The organism is Bacillus sp. R86525 (genome assembly GCF_042466195.1).
In the GTDB taxonomy this organism is placed as follows: Bacteria; Bacillota; Bacilli; order Bacillales; family Bacillaceae_G; genus Bacillus_A; species Bacillus_A nitratireducens.
This window is the reverse complement of the sequence record NZ_JAXHPX010000007.1, coordinates 4062466-4080817: the sequence shown is the minus strand read 5'-3', so window position 1 is coordinate 4080817 and position 18352 is coordinate 4062466. Positions and strand designations below refer to the sequence as shown.

The 18352-nt window shown below is 34.7% G+C and carries 17 protein-coding genes; 14 read left to right on the top strand and 3 right to left on the bottom strand.

From position 1 onward, the window contains the following. Window positions 1-13 precede the first annotated feature (13 nt). Window positions 14-1363, top strand: coding sequence for a TrkH family potassium uptake protein (locus SJY24_RS23735; protein ID WP_377866391.1), 1350 nt, complete (start codon window positions 14-16; stop codon window positions 1361-1363). Between the two features lie 38 nt (window positions 1364-1401). Here the strand turns inward: SJY24_RS23735 and SJY24_RS23730 are convergent, their stop codons facing one another. Continuing rightward, complete coding sequence (locus tag SJY24_RS23730; RefSeq protein WP_000404296.1) at window positions 1402-1785, bottom strand: DUF3905 domain-containing protein; 384 nt, start codon at window positions 1783-1785, stop codon at window positions 1402-1404. 97 nt (window positions 1786-1882) lie between these two features. Here SJY24_RS23730 and SJY24_RS23725 point away from each other — a divergent pair, with 97 nt between their 5' ends. The 11 genes from SJY24_RS23725 (at window position 1883) to cbpA (ending at window position 14582) form a co-directional block, all read left to right on the top strand. Continuing rightward, window positions 1883-2038, top strand: a complete 156-nt coding sequence (locus SJY24_RS23725) for a hypothetical protein (RefSeq protein ID WP_000960560.1) — start codon at window positions 1883-1885, stop codon at window positions 2036-2038. Between the two features lie 228 nt (window positions 2039-2266). Continuing rightward, entirely contained in the window at window positions 2267-3343 is a 1077-nt protein-coding gene (locus SJY24_RS23720; protein ID WP_000750898.1) for a putative 2-aminoethylphosphonate ABC transporter substrate-binding protein, read from the top strand. A gap of 20 nt (window positions 3344-3363) precedes the next feature. Then, entirely contained in the window at window positions 3364-4365 is a 1002-nt protein-coding gene (locus SJY24_RS23715; RefSeq protein WP_377866390.1) for a putative 2-aminoethylphosphonate ABC transporter ATP-binding protein, read from the top strand. Beyond that, window positions 4366-6123 carry a putative 2-aminoethylphosphonate ABC transporter permease subunit gene (locus tag SJY24_RS23710; RefSeq protein ID WP_377866389.1) on the top strand — a complete coding sequence of 586 codons (1758 nt, stop codon included), beginning with the start codon at window positions 4366-4368 and terminating at the stop codon, window positions 6121-6123. It begins immediately after the preceding gene. 179 nt (window positions 6124-6302) lie between these two features. Then, window positions 6303-7097 (top strand): phosphonoacetaldehyde hydrolase, encoded by a 795-nt coding sequence (phnX, locus tag SJY24_RS23705; RefSeq protein WP_377866388.1) that lies wholly within the window; start codon window positions 6303-6305, stop codon window positions 7095-7097. Window positions 7098-7113: 16 nt separating this feature from the next. Continuing rightward, the gene (gene phnW, locus SJY24_RS23700; protein ID WP_377866387.1) at window positions 7114-8211 is read left to right on the top strand and encodes a 2-aminoethylphosphonate--pyruvate transaminase; all 1098 of its coding nucleotides are present in this window, start codon (window positions 7114-7116) and stop codon (window positions 8209-8211) included. Then, on the top strand, window positions 8208-9392 hold the full coding sequence (locus SJY24_RS23695; RefSeq protein WP_377866386.1) for a saccharopine dehydrogenase family protein: 1185 nt from the start codon (window positions 8208-8210) through the stop codon (window positions 9390-9392). The genes phnW and SJY24_RS23695 overlap by 4 nt, the downstream gene beginning before the upstream one ends. A gap of 40 nt (window positions 9393-9432) precedes the next feature. After that, window positions 9433-10215, top strand: a complete 783-nt coding sequence (locus tag SJY24_RS23690; RefSeq protein WP_098763079.1) for a DeoR/GlpR family DNA-binding transcription regulator — start codon at window positions 9433-9435, stop codon at window positions 10213-10215. 438 nt (window positions 10216-10653) lie between these two features. Continuing rightward, window positions 10654-12954 (top strand): NEAT domain-containing leucine-rich repeat protein, encoded by a 2301-nt coding sequence (locus SJY24_RS23685; protein ID WP_377866385.1) that lies wholly within the window; start codon window positions 10654-10656, stop codon window positions 12952-12954. Between the two features lie 249 nt (window positions 12955-13203). Beyond that, a complete protein-coding gene (locus SJY24_RS23680) occupies window positions 13204-13833 on the top strand; it encodes a class II aldolase/adducin family protein (RefSeq protein ID WP_377866384.1) in 630 nt (209 codons plus the stop codon). Window positions 13834-13958: 125 nt separating this feature from the next. Continuing rightward, complete coding sequence (cbpA, locus tag SJY24_RS23675) at window positions 13959-14582, top strand: cyclic di-AMP binding protein CbpA (protein WP_377866383.1); 624 nt, start codon at window positions 13959-13961, stop codon at window positions 14580-14582. A gap of 62 nt (window positions 14583-14644) precedes the next feature. Here cbpA and SJY24_RS23670 read toward each other — a convergent pair whose 3' ends face one another. Continuing rightward, window positions 14645-15415 (bottom strand): divergent polysaccharide deacetylase family protein, encoded by a 771-nt coding sequence (locus SJY24_RS23670; protein WP_377866382.1) that lies wholly within the window; start codon window positions 15413-15415, stop codon window positions 14645-14647. Window positions 15416-15896: 481 nt separating this feature from the next. On the opposite strand from SJY24_RS23670, the gene SJY24_RS23665 reads away from it, so the two are divergent. Further along, window positions 15897-16178 (top strand): Spo0E family sporulation regulatory protein-aspartic acid phosphatase, encoded by a 282-nt coding sequence (locus tag SJY24_RS23665; protein WP_377866381.1) that lies wholly within the window; start codon window positions 15897-15899, stop codon window positions 16176-16178. A gap of 29 nt (window positions 16179-16207) precedes the next feature. Here the strand turns inward: SJY24_RS23665 and SJY24_RS23660 are convergent, their stop codons facing one another. Beyond that, window positions 16208-17704, bottom strand: coding sequence for a DUF3149 domain-containing protein (locus SJY24_RS23660; protein ID WP_377866380.1), 1497 nt, complete (start codon window positions 17702-17704; stop codon window positions 16208-16210). Between the two features lie 193 nt (window positions 17705-17897). On the opposite strand from SJY24_RS23660, the gene SJY24_RS23655 reads away from it, so the two are divergent. Further along, on the top strand, window positions 17898-18344 hold the full coding sequence (locus SJY24_RS23655; RefSeq protein WP_000203343.1) for a MarR family winged helix-turn-helix transcriptional regulator: 447 nt from the start codon (window positions 17898-17900) through the stop codon (window positions 18342-18344). The last annotated feature ends 8 nt before the right edge of the window (window positions 18345-18352 follow it).

Below are 18352 nucleotides of genomic sequence, written 5' to 3'. Positions count from 1 at the left end.
GCGAAGTGATGGAATGAGAGATATAAAAAAGTTTTTACAAAAATTACGCCCCGTGCAACTTATCGTTGTATTTTATTTACTAGCGGTAGTTGTATCGGTAATTTTACTTAGTTTGCCATTTGTTACGAAGCCTGGTGTGAAATGGACATTTATAGATGCACTGTTTACATCTGTTAGTGCCGTAAGTGTTACGGGACTTTCTGTTGTTACTATTTCAGATACGTTTACAACAGCAGGAATTATTGTTTTAGCCTTGATTTTACAATTAGGCGGATTAGGAATTATGGCACTTGGTACATTCGTTTGGATAATAACGGGTAAAAAGATTGGTTTGCAAAGAAGAAGGTTAATTATGGCAGACCATAACCAAGGAAATTTATCGGGCCTTGTAGAATTGATGCGTTCTATTTTAATTGTAATTATTTCGATAGAACTCATTGGAGCGATACTGTTAGGTACAAGATTTTTACTATATTTCCCGACTTGGCAAGAAGCTTATTTTCACGGTTTCTTTGCCGCTGTGAGTGCAACAACGAACGGAGGATTTGATTTAACAGGACAATCACTTATTCCGTACAAAAAAGATTATATTGTTCAAATGATTCATATGTTGCTTATTATTTTAGGAGCTATTGGTTTCCCGGTGTTAATGGAAGTAAAGCAATTCCTTAGTAAAAGGCGACAGCAACTGTTTCGCTTTTCATTATTTACGAAATTGACGACAACGACATTTTTTGTACTCGTTATTGTTGGAACAATTATGATTTTTTTATTAGAACGAAATCATTTTTTAATAGGAAAGTCATGGCATGAAACTGTATTTTATACGTTATTCCAATCTGTGACAACGCGAAGTGGTGGACTTGCTACAATGGACATACGTGAATTATCCCAACCAACGCTTTTATTTATGAGCATTTTAATGTTCATTGGAGCATCTCCAAGCTCAGTTGGGGGTGGAATACGTACAACAACATTTGCTGTTAGTATATTATCGTTATATACATTTGCAAGGGGCGGGAGAACAGTCCGAGTTTTCAAACGTCAGCTACATGAAGAGGATGTGTTGAAAGCATCTGTCGTTATGACGATGGGGATTTTATTATGTGCCTCAGCGCTATTTATTTTATCCATTACAGAAAATGTACCACTTATGAGCTTAATAGTTGAAGTTTGTTCTGCTTTTGGGACGACGGGACTATCAACAGGTATTACTCCCGATTTAACAACTGTTGGTAAACTTGTACTCATTGTACTTATGTTTATCGGACGCGTCGGTATTTTAACATTTATATTAGCTAGTGGAGGAAGAGAGCAACCACCTCGCTATAAATATCCGAAAGAGAGAATTATTATTGGATAGTATGAAACCATTCTACCTATGTTAGGTAGAATGGTTTTTTAGTCGTTAATTCCAAATTGAGGATGCATAAAAGCATCATTTTTTTTATCAACTTCGTTTTTAAGTAGTTCTTGATTTTCTTCTGAAATCCATCCAATATCATTTGTAGGATGTATCCATTCTTCCCCAGCCATAATGGCAGGATCTACCTCATCACTCCAATTATTAAGAGGACTGTTAGTGGAATCGTATTTACTGTCTCCAATTACAACATCATATTGATTTATAAAAGGTTGTTGCATCTTTTTTCCTGTGCCTTTAAAAGATGGAAAGTTCATTTGATGAGGGAGCGTTTCGTCTAAAATTGGCGATTGGATCGTTTCTTTCTCCTTCAAAGTCATCGCTCCTTTTTGTAATGGTTTGTTCGTATGTAGTATTTCCATATATAAGCTCTTATGTACTTGTTAACACTTCCCAGTAATAATTCCTTTGAGTTGTTTCAAACTAGAATAGAAAGTTATTTAGTGAGAGCAGGTGAGTATGTTGGTAAAAAGAAAAGTAAAACAAAATGCAGCAATTAATAATAATAAAACTCCGAAAGAAAGCTTACCCGATGCAGAATTTGCAGTAGAGTATGAAGGAGAAAATAGTGCGAAGTACGCAAATCGTAATTCAAAAAAAGGTAAACAAAAATGAGGCGTTTTTTACAAACGCCTCATTTTTTTGTGGGATTATAAAGGTTTTTTTAATTATTTGTAAATTTCACGGTTGATATTAGCAGAAAAATGCGAAAAAACATAGAAGTAGCAACGTATTACACAAAAACAAACAACAAACAAAAGATTAATGTTGGTTTAATACTGCTTTTACACTAGTTGTTTATATTTGAGTTGTACATAAGATTTGTAAAAGGAGAGAGAGACAGTGAAAAAAACAATCTTTAAAGCTGTAGCAACTGGAATGGTATTTTCGTTATTAATGGGGTGTGGTGCAAAGAAAGAAGAAAGTGCTGGGGCGAAAGTAAAAGATGATAAATTATCTGGATCATTAACTGTTTACACAGCGATCGAAGAAGAACTTGTACCAATTTATCTTGATTCTTTTAAAAAGAAATATCCAGATGTGAAGTTGAACATTGTACGTGATTCAACAGGAGTAATTACTGCGAAATTGCTAGCTGAAGGAAAAAATACCCAAGCAGATGTTGTATGGGGAACTGCAGCGTCTAGTCTATTAGCTTTAGATAAAAAAGATATGTTAAAAGGATACTCTCCAAAAGGAGCAGATCGTGTTCTTCCGCAATTTAAAGATGATAAGCAACCAGAAAAATGGGTAGGAAATACTGCATTTATGACGGGGATTGCTGTGAATAAAGAAGAATTGAAGAAGAAAAATTTACCGATGCCAGAATCATATGAAGATTTAACGAAACCAGAATATAAAGGAACGCTAGTTATGCCACATCCAGCTTCTTCTGGAACAGGATTTTTAACAGTTTCTGCATGGCTACAAATTATGGGAGAAGATAAGGGCTGGGATTACATGAAGAAACTTCATGATAATATGGCAACTTATACTCATTCAGGTTCAAAACCAGCGAAATTAGCAGGTGCAGGTGAATACCCAGTTGGTGTGTCAATGGTTTATAGTGCTTTGAAAGAGAAACAAAAAGGTGCACCAGTTGAAGTTGTATTGCCGAAAGAAGGATTAGGTTGGGAAGTAGAAGCGAACGCACTTATTAAAAAAGATAATGCAAAAAATGATAAATTAGCACAAGCATTTTTAGATTGGGCAATTACAGATGATGTAATGAAGTTATACTTCGAGAAAAATGGATTTGCGACAATTAAAAATGATTATAAACTTCCAGATGGATTCCCTAAAGATGTGACAGAAAAGTTATATAAAAAGAATGACTTTAAGTGGGCAGCAGAAAATCGCGACAAAATTTTAGAAAAATGGGAAAAAGAGTTTGGTCAAAAAGCAGAACCGAAAAAGTAAGTGAGTGGGAGAGAGAAAAAATGAGCGAATATTTATCAATTCAACACATTCAAAAAAAGTTTGATGCATTTACAGCGTTAAAAGATATTTCTTTTACTGTGAAAAAAAATGAGTTTGTATGTTTATTAGGCCCAAGTGGTTGTGGGAAAACAACATTGCTTCGAATTTTAGCAGGGCTAGAAGAGGCAACAACAGGTAGTATAGCTGTGGATGGAAAAGATATTACAGCTTTACCACCTGGAAAGAGGAACTTCGGAATGGTTTTTCAATCGTATGCATTATTTCCGAATTTAACAGCACTTGAAAATATTGAATATGGCTTAAAGACAAAAAAATATGGAAAAGCAGAAGTAAAAGAGAAGGCGCTATCGGCGTTAGAACTTGTTGATTTGCTGAATGTAAAAGATAAATATCCTGCTCAAATGTCTGGTGGACAACAGCAGCGAGTAGCACTTGCACGTGCGCTCGCTCTGTCTCCCGATATTTTGTTACTCGATGAGCCGTTATCAGCTTTAGATGCAAAAGTGCGTGAAAAGTTACGTAGAGAAATGCGCGATTTGCAAGAAAAAGTGGGAGTAACAACTATTATGGTAACGCATGATCAAGAAGAGGCATTAACGATGGCTGATAAAATTGTTGTAATGAATCATGCGGAAATTATGCAGATTGGAACACCAGAGGAGATTTATCAAAGACCAGCCAATCCGTTTGTGGCAGATTTTATTGGTTCTATTAATTTCTTTTCGAAAAATAACGAAGAACATGCAATTCGTCCGGAACATGTAACAGTTGTACAAAATAATGGTATTAAAACAGTTGTAGAAAGCATGGAATTTCGCGGCTCTGTATACCGGACGGAAGTGCGGGTCATAGAAGAGAAAACACACCTTTATAATGAGAAAATCGTAGTGGATATATTGGCATCAGAAGTAGAGGCAACTGCTATTAAAAAAGGAAAGCCAATTCAAATCTCTTTCTCAGAAAATCATATGTTGTCATATGGAAAGAAGGTCATTGTATAGATGGAGATATTAGAAAATTTAAAGGTAGAAAGTGCGAAAAAAAAGATTAAAAGACGTATCGGTAAAGAAGAGTGGATACAAAGACTATTAATTATTGGTATGCTTCTTTCATTTTTTATCATGCTTGTATTGCCTCTATTACAATTATTTACACAAGCCTTTTACGATAAAGACGGAGCTTTCATTGGTGTTGCGAATTTCAGTAAATATTTCACAACACCAACGCTAGTACAATCATTACAAAATACGATATGGATTTCGGGCGCTACAACAATTATTTCAGTTACACTCGCGTTCGCTTATGCATATGCGATTGCTCGTACCAATGTTTTTGGAAAGCGCGTATTTCAATACGTAGCATTATTACCATTATTCGCACCGACGATGATGCACGGTATTGCGCTTACATATTTATTTGGTAATCAAGGGTTAATAACAAAAGGGATGTTTGGTTTATTTGAAGGAATACAAATACCGTTATACGGACCAGTAGGAATTGTAATGGCTGAAGTTATGTATACATTTCCACAAGCATTTCTTATTTTATTAATTGCTTTCCAAGGTTCTGATTATCGTTTATATGAAGCTTCTAATATGTTAGGTGCAAGTAAAGCGAAGCAGTTTCTTACGGTTACTTTACCTAGTGTGAAATACGGATTAATTAGTGCGATGTTCGTTGTATTTACACTTAGTTTCACTGATTTTGGGGCACCCAAAATTGTTGGTGGACAATATAATGTGCTTGCTACTGACGTATATAAGCAAGTAATTGGACAGCAAAATATGTCCATGGGCGCAACTGTCGGAATGATTTTATTAATCCCAGCCATTTTCGCATTTGCAGTTGATCGTATTACGCAAAGGAAACAGGCGAATCTCTTATCTTCAAAAGCAGTACCTTACAGAATAATAAATAATAAGAAAAGAGATGTTATTTCATTCGTATATTGTAGCGTAGTAACGCTTATGATCATTCTTTTATTTGTGGCAGTTGGTATTGCTGCAAGTGTGAAAATATGGCCATATAATATGAGTTTTACATTTGAGCATTTTAATTTTTCAAGTTTGACAGGAGACGGACTTGAAGCATTTAAAAATAGTGTAATTGTCTCAGCCGTTACGGCAGTTATCGGGGCGATTTTAACATTTGTGTTCGCTTATGCGATTGAAAAAATAGAACAGCTACAATTTTTAAGAAAAGTAGGTTATTTCTTCTCAATTGTACCGTTAGCGATTCCTGGATTAGTACTTGGATTAGGGTATGTCTTTTTCTTCAGTCAACCAACAATTCAAATTCTAGGACTTTCAATAACAAATCCGTTTCATTCTTTATATGGCACAATTGCCGTTTTAGTATTAGTAAATATCATTCATTTCTACTCTGTAACATTCGTTACGGCAACGACGGCTTTAAAGAAACTAGACCGAGAGTTTGAGCTTGTTTCGCAGTCGATGAGCATACCGTTTTATAAAACTTTCTTTCGAGTAACGGTACCGATGTGTTTACCAGCCATTTTAGAAATGGTTATGTACTACTTCGTAAACTCAATGGTAACTGTATCGGCAGTAGTGTTCTTGTATGCGGCTGATTTTAAACTAGCTGCTGTCTCAATTGTAAATATGGATGATGCAGGAAATGTAGCACCAGCAGCTGCAATGAGTGTACTTATTGTTGTTACAAATATTGTAGTGAGAGTTGTATACGAGTGGGGAACAAAAGCACTTCGCAACCGAACGTCACAATGGCAAAAAAGATAAAGTGAAACTTTAATTTGTGGGGGGGGGGGGTTGTTCCTCCAGCACTGATTATTAGTTGAACCAATCGGGCGTTTACGGGCAGTTGATCTCCCACTTAACTTCTTTGCTCCAGCCGAATTTTGAGGGGGAAGTCTTACTGCCGGCGAATAGTGGGATAAATAAGAAGGGTGATGGATTGAATGAAAATAGAAGCAGTTATTTTTGATTGGGCAGGTACGACAGTTGATTACGGATGTTTTGCACCACTGGAAGTATTTATGGAAATCTTCAATAAACGCGGTGTTGAAATTACAACAGAAGAAGCTCGCAAACCAATGGGATTATTGAAAATTGATCATGTTAGGGCATTAACGGAAATGTCCCGTATTTCGAATGAGTGGAAACGTGTCTTCGGACAATTACCAACAGAAGAAGATATTCAGGAGATGTATGAAGAGTTTGAAGAAATTCTCTTTGCTATTTTGCCACGCTATGCGGTACCGATTAATGGTGTAAAAGAAGTGATTACTTCATTGCGTGAAAAAGACATTAAAATTGGTTCAACAACTGGATATACGAGAGAAATGATGGATATTGTAGCAAAAGAAGCAGCACTACAAGGGTATAAGCCCGATTTTCTTGTTACGCCAAATGATGTTCCAGCAGGGCGTCCGTATCCGTGGATGTGCTATAAAAATGCGATGGAATTAGGTATATATCCAATGAATCATATGATAAAAGTTGGAGACACCGTGTCAGATATGAAAGAGGGCAGAAATGCTGGAATGTGGACAGTTGGTGTAATCCTCGGTAGTAGTGAGCTCGGTTTAACGGAAGAGGAAGTTGGGAATATGGATCCGTTAGAGCTTCGTGAAAAAATAGAAGTAGTTCGTAATCGTTTCATTGAAAATGGGGCTCATTTTACAATTGAAACGATGCAGGAGCTCGAAAACGTAATTGAACATATCGAGAAACAAGAACTTATTATTTCATAAAGGGGGGCACACGATCATGAATGAAAATCACTATTTATTATTAACACCAGGACCATTAACGACAACAAAAACTGTAAAAGAAGTTATGTTATACGATTGGTGTACGTGGGATGTTGAATATAATACGATGGTGCAAGATGTAAGAAATAGGCTTGTATCGTTAGCAACAAAGGAAGAAGAAAAGTACACAACAGTTTTAATGCAGGGAAGTGGTACTTTTTCGGTTGAAGCAGTAATCGGTTCTGTTATTCCTACAAATGGAAAGCTCCTTATTTGTACAAATGGTGCCTATGGAAAACGGATTGTGCAAATGGCGGAGATGTTACATATAGATGTGGTGGTCAGTCAAACAGAAGAGTGGGAGCCTACTAATATTGTAGAAGTAGAAAAGTTATTACAACAAGATAAAGAGATTACGCATATTGCCGTTGTTCATTGTGAAACAACGACAGGTATTATTAATCCAATTGTAGATGTATGTAAATTAGGGAAGCAGTATGGAAAAGTTACAATTGTTGATGCAATGAGTAGTTTCGGCGGTATTGAAATAGACATTGCTGATTTACAAAGTGATTTTTTAATTAGTAGTGCAAATAAGTGCATTCAAGGTGTGCCTGGATTCGGCTTTGTTATCGCAAAGCGTGATGAATTGTTGAAGTGTCAAGGGCAGGCACGTTCATTATCATTAGATTTATACGATCAGTGGGAAACGATGGAAAATCAAAATGGAAAATGGCGTTTTACGTCACCTACACATGTTGTACACGCTTTTTATCAAGCGCTCCTGGAACTAGAAAAAGAGGGCGGAGTAAGAGCTCGTTACAATCGATATTATAACAATCAAAAATTATTAGTGAACAGAATGGGAGAAATCGGATTTAAGCCACTAGTAGATGAAAAATATCAATCTCCTATTATTACATCTTTCATTTATCCAGAAGCAGGATTTGAATTTCAGCAATTATATAACGAATTAAAGCAGTACGGATTTGTTATTTACCCAGGGAAAATTTCGAAAATAGACACGTTCCGTATTGGAAATATCGGTGATGTACATGAAGAAGACATTAATCGTTTAGTTGATAGTATTGCTAAAGGAGTTGTTATAGGGTGAAAGTATTTTGCTTAGGTGGGGCAGGGAAAATTTGTCGTGAAGCAATTTTAGATTTAGTCCAATTCTCATCATTTGGAACAATTACTGTTGCTGATTTCAATGAAGAAGAAGGCCGAAAAGTAGTAGAGTGGTTAAACGATCCTCGCGTTGATTTTGTAAAAGTCGATGTGACAAATCATGAGGATACTGTTGCAAAAATGAAAGGCTATGACATTGTAATGGACGGCACGACGATAAAGTTAAATGGCTTGTCCACTCGTTGTATTGCAGATGCCGGCTGTCACGGTGTGAACTTGAATGGATTTGGTGAAGAAAATGAATCCCATTCTATATTTGTTCAAAACGGAAAAACATGTTTACCTGGGTTCGGTATGACACCAGGTGTAACGCAAATGATGGCTATGCATGCAGCAAATCAGCTAGATACTGTAGAGTCAGTTCGAGTAAGCCATGGCTCATATCGTCCGATTGCTTTTTCTGCATCAATTACAGAAACAACGACATATGAATATGATCCACATTTACCATCGCGTACAGTGTATGAAGACGGTGAATTTAAGCAAGTACCTCCGTTTGCGCGCCCAAGAGAAATCGAATTACCAGCGCCTTATGGAAAAACAACGCAGTATATAATCCCGCATTCAGAAACGATTACGTTGGCGAAGGCACTGGAGGACAAAGGTGTTGTGCTGATAGAAACGAGAGGTACTTGGCCTGAGCAAAATATGCAGCTCATTCGTGCTTTATATGATTATGGTATATTGCGTAATGATCAAATTGAAATAAACGGTAAAGAAATAGGTATTATGGATTGTATTTCGAAGTATCTACTAAAATCGAAAGAAGGACAAGAAACAGAGCTTTATGGTTATGCACTTCATGTAGAGGTAGTAGGTATGAAAAATAATGAAAAACAAAGACATGTGTTATATCATACACATCCGTTATCTGATGGTTCTGTAGTAGGTTGGGAGAAATTAAGAGCTTATACAAGAAATGTTGGAATCCCATTCGGAGTCGCTACAGAGTTAATTGCAAAAGGAGTAGTTAATAAAGTTGGTGTTATTACTCCTGAAGAAGCTTTTGAAAATCCACAAATCATTTTTGACGAATTAGAAAAGCGTGGTATTTATATTCATGAAGAGATTTTCACTGAAAAAGAAAATTATAACTTTGTATAAGTAAGGCAGTTTATGAGGTAGATATAAATGGGGTGAGGCTATGTCTGTAGTAGGTGAAGAAAGAAAGCGAACAATTCTTGAGAAGGTAGAGTTTAAAGGGAAAGTAAAAGTTTCAGAATTAGCGAGAGAGTTTGCTGTATCAACAGAGACGATTCGCCGTTATTTAGAAGAATTAGATCGTGAAAAGAAGTTGAAGAAAGTGTATGGTGGAGCCGTTCAACTTCCAGGAGCTGGAATAGAGGCGCCCATGTTAGAACGAGAGATGCTGCATATAGAAGAGAAGAAAAGAATTGGGTATAAAGCAGCAACGTTTGTAGAAGATGGAGATGTTATTGCGATTGATGATGGAAGTACACCACTTCAAATGGTACCATATCTTGTTCATCGTAAAAATTTAACGATTGTAACAAGTTCATTTCCAGTAGCAACACAATTAATATCTTCTATTAATAAAAAGATGTTTCACGGTGAAGTTTTATTTATTGGTGGAAAAGTATCCCCAAAACATTCACGTGTGTCGGGGTCTATTTCGCAACAAGTAATCCAGCAATTTCATTTTCATAAAGCATTCGTTTCGATTGATGGATTGTTGCCTGGTTTTGGGGTTTCTAGTTTTGAATTAGAAAAGGCGAAACTGTCAGAAGCGATGATGAAATTAGCGGAGAAAACATATATTTTATGTGATCATACAAAAGTAGGGGTAAAAGGAAATTACCGAATAGCAGCGTTTTCGCGTATTCAACATGTAATTTGTGATAAGAAAATGCCCTATAGTTTTGAAGAGGAAATCAAAAAGCATAATATTCAATGGACAATTTGCTAAATGAATTGAATACATCTAAACTCCCACCTAATTTTTAGGTGGGAGTTTTACTATCAGTAAGTAACAAAATAAAAGATTTGTATTTATGCAAAAAGTGGACACATTTTCTCATCTCGTTCATATAATTTACCAATACAAAAAAAGTTGGTCGAAGGAAAGAAGGGGAAGTATGTCAGAACGGATATATAATAAACTTGTATTGTATGCAAACATTTTGCAAAAAATTGGCGTTATTAATGAAAAGGAAAAAAGTGAAATTCTTCATACGATAGGTAAAAAAGCCCTTTGAGTAAAGGGTTTTTTATTTTGTATCTATGGAAATATAAACTTAATTTAATATTCTCATTGACAATGATAATGAGATTCATTATCATTTATTATGTTAGTAATTGATAGGGATTATCAATTAAAATATATATAAGACAAGGGGATATTATTTTGAAAAAAAGTTATATTAAAGCTCTAGTAGTAGCAACAACATTAGCTATTCCATTTGCTGCATACTCTACTCCAGCATTAGCAGCAATAAAAATTGAAGCAAACCAGTCGTTAGCAGCAGCCAGTGATCGCACGTATGATACTGAGATTAAAATATATAAGGATCAAAAAGATGAGCCATCTATGGTTTCTCAGTACATAAAAAATCCTAAAGTAGCAATTGAAGACGGGAAAAAAATTGTTACTGTAACAATGCAAGATAGCGATTATTTTCAATATCTTAGAATAGAAGATAGAAATCAACCTGGTGTATTTCATGATGTGAAGGTTCTGTCAGAAGACAAAAGAAAAAATGGAACGAAAGTAGTCCAATTTGAAATTGGCGAATTTGAGCAGAAGCACAATATGCAAATGCATATATTTATTCCAGCTATTGGATATGATCACAAATATCAAGTTCAATTTGAAATTAAAGATCCAACTGTAGGCGAAAAAGAAACAGAGAAACCAGATGATAACTCTAATTTAGGCAATACGGAAACGGATACACCAGTTGATAGTCAAAATATGATAACAGATAACAAATTAAGAGAACTTGTTAATAAAAAAGTATTTAATAGAAAAGATTTAAATACACCAATTACGAAAGAAGAGTTATTACAAGTAAAGGACTTGTTTTTAAATACGAATGAGATTCTTGATTATAGTGCATTAAAATATATGCCAAATTTAAAATCTTTAACAGTTGCGAATGCGAAGATAACAGATCCATCGTTCTTTGCGAATTTAAAGCAATTAAATCATTTAGCTTTGCGTGGTAATGAATTTTCAGATGTAACACCACTTGTTAAGATGGATAATTTAGAATCCCTTGATTTGAGTAATAATAAAATTACAAACGTTGCACCACTAATTGAAATGAAAAATGTAAAAAGTTTATATCTATCAGGCAACCAAATAGAAGATGTAACAGCATTAGCGAAAATGGAACAACTAGATTACTTGAATTTAGCAAATAATAAAATTACGAATGTTACTCCATTAAGCGCGTTGAAAAATGTAACATACTTAACTTTAGCAGGTAATCAAATTGAAGATATTAAACCGTTATATTCATTACCTTTAAAGGACTTAGTATTAACGCGTAATAAGGTTAAAGATTTATCGGGTATTGATCAAATGAAGCAATTAAATAAATTATTTATCGGGAAAAACCAAATTGAAGATGTGACACCACTTACTAAAATGACTCAGCTTACAGAATTAGATTTACCTAATAATGAGTTAAAGGATATTACGCCATTATCAAATCTAGTAAACTTACAAAAGCTTGATTTAGAAGCAAATTATATTTCAGACTTATCGCCAGTTAGTAATTTGAATAAGTTAGTATATTTAAGTTTTGTTGCAAATGAAATCCGCGATGTTAGACCAGTAATAGAACTAAGTAAGAAAGCTTATATTAATGTTCAAAATCAAAAAGTATTTCTAGAGGAAGCAGAAGTAAATAAAGAAGTGAAAGTGCCTATATATGAAAAAGATGGTGGAATTTCTACGAAAATTCGATTGAAGAGTGATGGTGGTACGTATAGTAACGGTGTAATTAAATGGAGTACGCCAGGTGAGAAGGTATATGAATTTGGAGTGAAAGATCCATTTGCGGATACAGGGATCTTCTTCACAGGGTCTGTTATTCAAAATGTAGTAGAAAGTAAAGGGGATAACACTTCTAAAGAAGACAATACCTCTAAAGAAGATGAAAAAGTAGAAGTAGTAGAATTTAAAGATGTACCAAAAGGACATTGGTCAGAAGAAGCAATTAATTATTTAGCGAAAGAAAATATTTTCAAGGGATATGGAAATGGACAATTTGGATTTGGGGATAGTATTACTCGTGGACAAGTTGCGTCTTTAGTACAAAGGTACTTGAAATTAGAAAATAAAGTAGAGCAGAAAGAGAGATTTACAGATACGAAAGGGCATATGTTCGAGCAAGATATTGCTACAGTTGCGCAAGCTGGAATTATGCAAGGAGATGGTACTGGGGGGTTTCGTCCAGATGGAGTATTAACTCGATATGAAATGTCTGCAGTATTACATAAAGTATTTCAGTTAAAAGAAGATAGAAATAATAAAGTGAACTTTAAAGATGTACCAACCGGTCATTGGGCAGAAGGATATGTGAAAGCTTTAGCGGATAATAATATATCAAAAGGTGACGGGAATGGGAACTTTTTAGGGGATAATTTCGTAACACGTGAACAATATGCACAATTTTTGTATAACGCAATAAAAAAATAATAAATGAGAAAAATACGTTATTCTTTAATAAGAAGAATAACGTATTTTTTATATGTACAAAATCAAGTGAGAAATAGACAGGAGTGCTTATAGGTGATATGTCTATTTTTCCGATAGGTGCTGAAACCATATTGACAAAAAGGCATTCTCGTGTGATAATTCAATTAAATTTTTAGAATAATCAAAAAACATTCCTTTTACATAGAAAGGATTCGAACATTATATTAATATTACGCCGGGGGTGACGAAATGTTATTTTTTCTGAAGAAATGGAACGAATTAAAAGATGTGAAGGCAGAACTGGCACTTCGCGATTGGTTTTATGGTACAAAAATTAGTTTATCGATGTGTACGTCAAAAGAGCCATTAACATTTTTGGTAAATGTAGAGGGAAGAGATAAAGGAGTATTTTCTGAAGAAGACTTTATTGTAGTAAATTGTATGTGTGAGCCAGTATTTGAAAACGAAGAAAAACCAGCTTCAGAGTCGTTTATGCATGCGGATATTTATAAAAAAAGCAGTGCAGAATGCATTTTACAGGTACAGACTGTAGATAGTCATTTAATGTCAGAGCTATATGGGAAAGAAGGAGAAGTAACATTCGAAAAACGCAGCGTGGAACGTGTTTTTGGCAAAGAAGGCATTACAGAAATGACAATTCCAATTGTAGAAGATGAAAAAAAATTCGCTGATTTATTGGAAAGTAATGTTCCGAATTTTACTGAAGGTGGAGGAGTAGTCCTTGTTCATAATTACGGAATGCTCGTGTGGGGAAAATCACCAGAAGAAGCGAAAAAATGGTTGGAAGGTATAGAATATTTAATGAACTATCACGTAAAGCTTTTAATGATAAAAGGGGCAAAAAGTTCTGTTATATAAAGGTGTATTCACAGTGGTTACCATTCTATAAAAATGAAAGCGTTTTAAAAGTAAATTTCACTCATAAAATATAGGTCTCCTTATTATATATAGATTACATGTTGACATGTAAGGAGGAACATATTTTGCGAGTTAAATATCATTTTCTGCCAAAACAGCAGGTGACATTTTGTAAAACGAATGATTCTGGTGAAAAGGCTTTGCAAATTATGAATGAAACGGGATTTCGGGCAATCCCCGTATTAGCAGAAGATGAGAAGGAATTCACGGGGATCATTTATAAAGTAGATCTTTTAGAGAAGAAGTGTAATAGCGGATTAGAGCATGTAAGTACAGGAGATGTGCTGGAAGATCCAAATTCGTTTATTTTTGAAAAGGATTCTTTTTTTAGAGCTTTTTACGTGATTCGTCGTCTCCCGTTTTTAGCGGTTTTAAATGAATATAATGAATTTGTCGGTATTTTAACACATTCTAATGTATTTGATGTTATTGAAGATTCGTTCGGTATGCGGACGGGTGGTTATATATTAACAATTGCAACACAAGATTGTAAGGGGACAATTAAAGAGCTGGGGACATTGTTAAAGGCATACAATATAGGTGGACTGTTTACACTTGATAATGGTGATCAATATATTCGCCGTATTATCGTAAATATATCAGATGAGTTAAATGAAAAAAAATTAAAGCAATTAATTGAAAAGATAGAGAAAAAGGGATTTAGGGTGAGTCATGTAGATCATATTTAAGTTAAAAAGGTACCTATCTGCTATATGTAGATAGGTACCTTTTTTAGTACGAGAAATGAATCTTATTTTGAAACAGGAGGTGGAGATAATACTAAATCAGATAAAAAAATGAAGTCTGCATGTTCCCGAACTTTAGGAATAGAAGTTTCAATAACACGTGATGTAATTTCACCTGGAGGACCAACGTGCCCGATAGCTACCATGATTGGTTTTTCTTGGATTTTTTTGATGAGTAATTGGGCTTGTCTTGAAATATGACTTGCCGTATATACATCATCAAAAAATAATTGATTTTCAATGATAGGCACCCCTAATTCTTTACCGATTTTTGGGACAACACTATTAGGATTTGTTTTACTATCTAAATAAAATAAACCGTGTTTTTTACAGGCAGAAAGTATAAGACGTACAATCCTTTCATCGGCGGTTACTTTTGATCCCATATGATTGTTCATTCCTATCGCATGAGGTACTTCTTGAATTGCTTGTTCGAGTCGGTTGTTTATTTCTTCATCGCTTAAATCTGTTGTAATCGCTTTTGGTCCAAGCCACTCTTTTTTTCCTCTAATTGGCTCCATGGGCATATGTATAATAACTTCATGCCCTTTTTTATGGGCAGCTATTGCATCTTGTTTAGTAGAAGGAAGAAATGGCATAACAGCAATAGTGAGTGGAATAGGAAGTGATAACATCCTATCAGTTCCCTTCATATTATTGCCGAAATCATCGATGACAATAGCAACTTTATTTGTATGAGCGTTTGCTTGAATTGGAAATAGGAAGAAGGGTATGAACAGGGTGAAGACGAGAAATGTAATAGTATATTTGCGCATTTAAATAGTTCCTTTCTATTTTATCCCGCTATTTGCGGGCAGTAAGATTCCCACCTCAAAATTCGGCTAGAGCAAGAAGTTAGGTGGGAGATCAACTGCCGGTAAACGCCCGATTGGTGAGAGCTAATAATCAGTAGGGGGAGCAAAATCCGCACTGATTAAAGTTTCACTTTATCAATCATCATTATGTTTTACGTTTTTACATAAATTAAACAAAAAATGTCGAAGAAAAGTACATTGAAAATAGAGAACCCACTGTTTACTGAGTATTTACAAAAAAGAAGATGAAAAAAATGTCTATTATTGCGAATGTATTTACAAAGATAGAATAATTTGTAATAATTCTCAAAGTGAGGGTAAAGATTTGTAAATTTCAGGGGGAAAATGTTAAATTTTCTGATTCTTCAAATAGGATTAAATGTTTAAAGGAATAAAGTAGAAGAGACGTTTAGAGCATGGAAGAATAATAAGGGGGATATGGATGTTTACTGTAAAAAGGAAGTACACATTAGAAAAGCTTTCGCATGATATTCATATGAAACGTGAAGAAATGATTCATTTAGGATTAACAAGTGGGTTAAACAGTATGGAGACCATTCAAGTTAGTCAAGAATTGGACAAGCTTATCGTACAGTATCAGAGTTACAAAGAAAAACAAACACCGAAATGGTTTTCAATTATAAAAGTCCCTATTTTTCAAATTGGGTATGAAGGAAAATCGAGCAATTTTTGGAGAATGCTTGTGGCTGGTTTTATGAAATAAGTATAACTATCCTTTTTGGATAAGGATAATTATACTATGTGTAATGGAATCTCTATATGAACTGTCGTTCCTTTATTTTCTTTACTATCAATAAATATATGCCCGCTGTACATCTCTACAATTCGTTTACATATGACAAGCCCAAGACCTGTTCCAGTATCTTTATTAGTAAAGAACGGATGAAAGAGGTGTTTTTGAATATGTTTTGGAATTCCCTTTCCAGTATCAATAATTTGCAGTTGTGCGTGTTTTTCATTGTTTGTTACTACAATGGTTAATGTATCACCAGAAGCCATAGCTTCAATTGCATTTTTTGTAATGTTTAAAACCACTTGTTTCATATGGTCTTTTGAGCAAAGTATATGAACAGGGTGGTCTGGCAAATGTAAATGAAATACAATGTTATGTAGATTCGCCTCAGATTGAATAATTAATGCTACCTCATTAAGAATCGTTCTTACATCATATGTTTGTTCAATGATGGCAGTTGGCTTTCCAAGAATAAGAAATTCGCTTACAATTTCATTAATCCGTTCTATTTCTTGTTCGATGATGGAAAAGTAGAACTGATCCTGGTCATCTTTATATTTCTCTTTTAACAGAGCAACGAGTCCTTTAATTCCAGTAAGAGGGTTACGGATTTCATGGGCTGTACTAGCTGCAAAAGTTCCAACCAATTCAATTTTTTGCATTTCATTTTGTTGTCGTTCTAGTTTTGTTTGACGTTTTAATAACATATATTGAGCAAGTAAAAATAAAATAGACAGTAAAAATAAAGTAGCTGTACATTCTATTGAAACTAACTGATATAAAGTTTGTTGATGAATAGGTAACGGAGAAACAGAGACCTTCCAATTTAATCTTTGGAGTGGGGTAGTGAGCATGTTAGAATGCCCATCGCTTGTTTCATTATTATCATCAGTTAGAAAAACTACATCATGTTTATCAGTCACTTCGAAATGATATTGTGGTTTAATAGCATTTAAAGAGGCTGAAATGTAGTCAAAACGTAAACTCGCTAATAATAAGCCTGAGAGTTCCTTTTGTCTATTAAATATTGGAGAGGCAATCATAATAGCTTGATGTCCAAGAACGCGATCTGTAATAACTGATGATACAGTTGTTTTCTTAGATTGCAATGCATCTTGAATGTATTGGCGGTCAGAAACGTCAATAGGCGGCGAATCGCCTTGGGATGCGATTGTAATCATTCCATCTGTCGTAGCGTAATATAGGCCGGAAAAACGTACATCATTTCCATCCGTATCATGTACAATCTGTTTAATCCCATTGATGTTTCCAGTCTCGGTCCCTACGACTTTTGCGAGCATTTCTAAGGCAGATATAGATTCACCAAGGTGATGGTCTAAATAGTCTCTATATAAAAAGAGAACAGTGTGAGCAGATAGTTTGTTTTCCTGTTTCATTTGATATGTGTGATACGAAAAAAATGCGGCACCGATCCCTATCGTTGGTAGTATAACAAGCAGTATGTAAAAAACTATGCTTTGTAATTTGAATTTCAAATTTGGTACTCCTTCTTTTTTATTATCATTATATATAAACTATGTTAAAATTGTCATGTTTTTATTCAAGAATCATTTGCATTACATTAGGGAAAGGAAAAGGGATGAGTGAATATTCATTTGGAATTTGTAATGAAGTACTACATTGCTTTTCTTTTTGTTGCGGAGAATTTAAGTGAAGGGTTGAAATGGTATGACATCAAATAATGAGCGAGAAGATATTTCTCAATCTTTAAAAGTATTTATTGCATTATCCCGTGTACATCGTTCTGTTATGGATACTACAAATAAATCCATACAAAGTAACGGATTAAATCCAACTGAGTTTGCTGTATTAGAACTACTATATCATAAAGGAGGCCAACCACTTCAGCAAATCGGTGAGCGTATTTTAATAGCTAGTGGCAGCATTACATACGTTGTAGATAAGCTAGAGAAAAAAGGACTAGTAAAGAGAATCCCGTGTCCGAATGACAGACGTGTTATTTATGCACAATTAACGGAGTCTGGGGAGAGCTTTATTGCTTCTATTTTTCCTGGGCATGAGCAAGTTATACATCAGTCTTTCGAAATGTTAACGAAAGATGAAAAGGATGAATTACTTGATCTATTAAAAAAAATTGGCAAGTATGAAAAGTAATAATATGT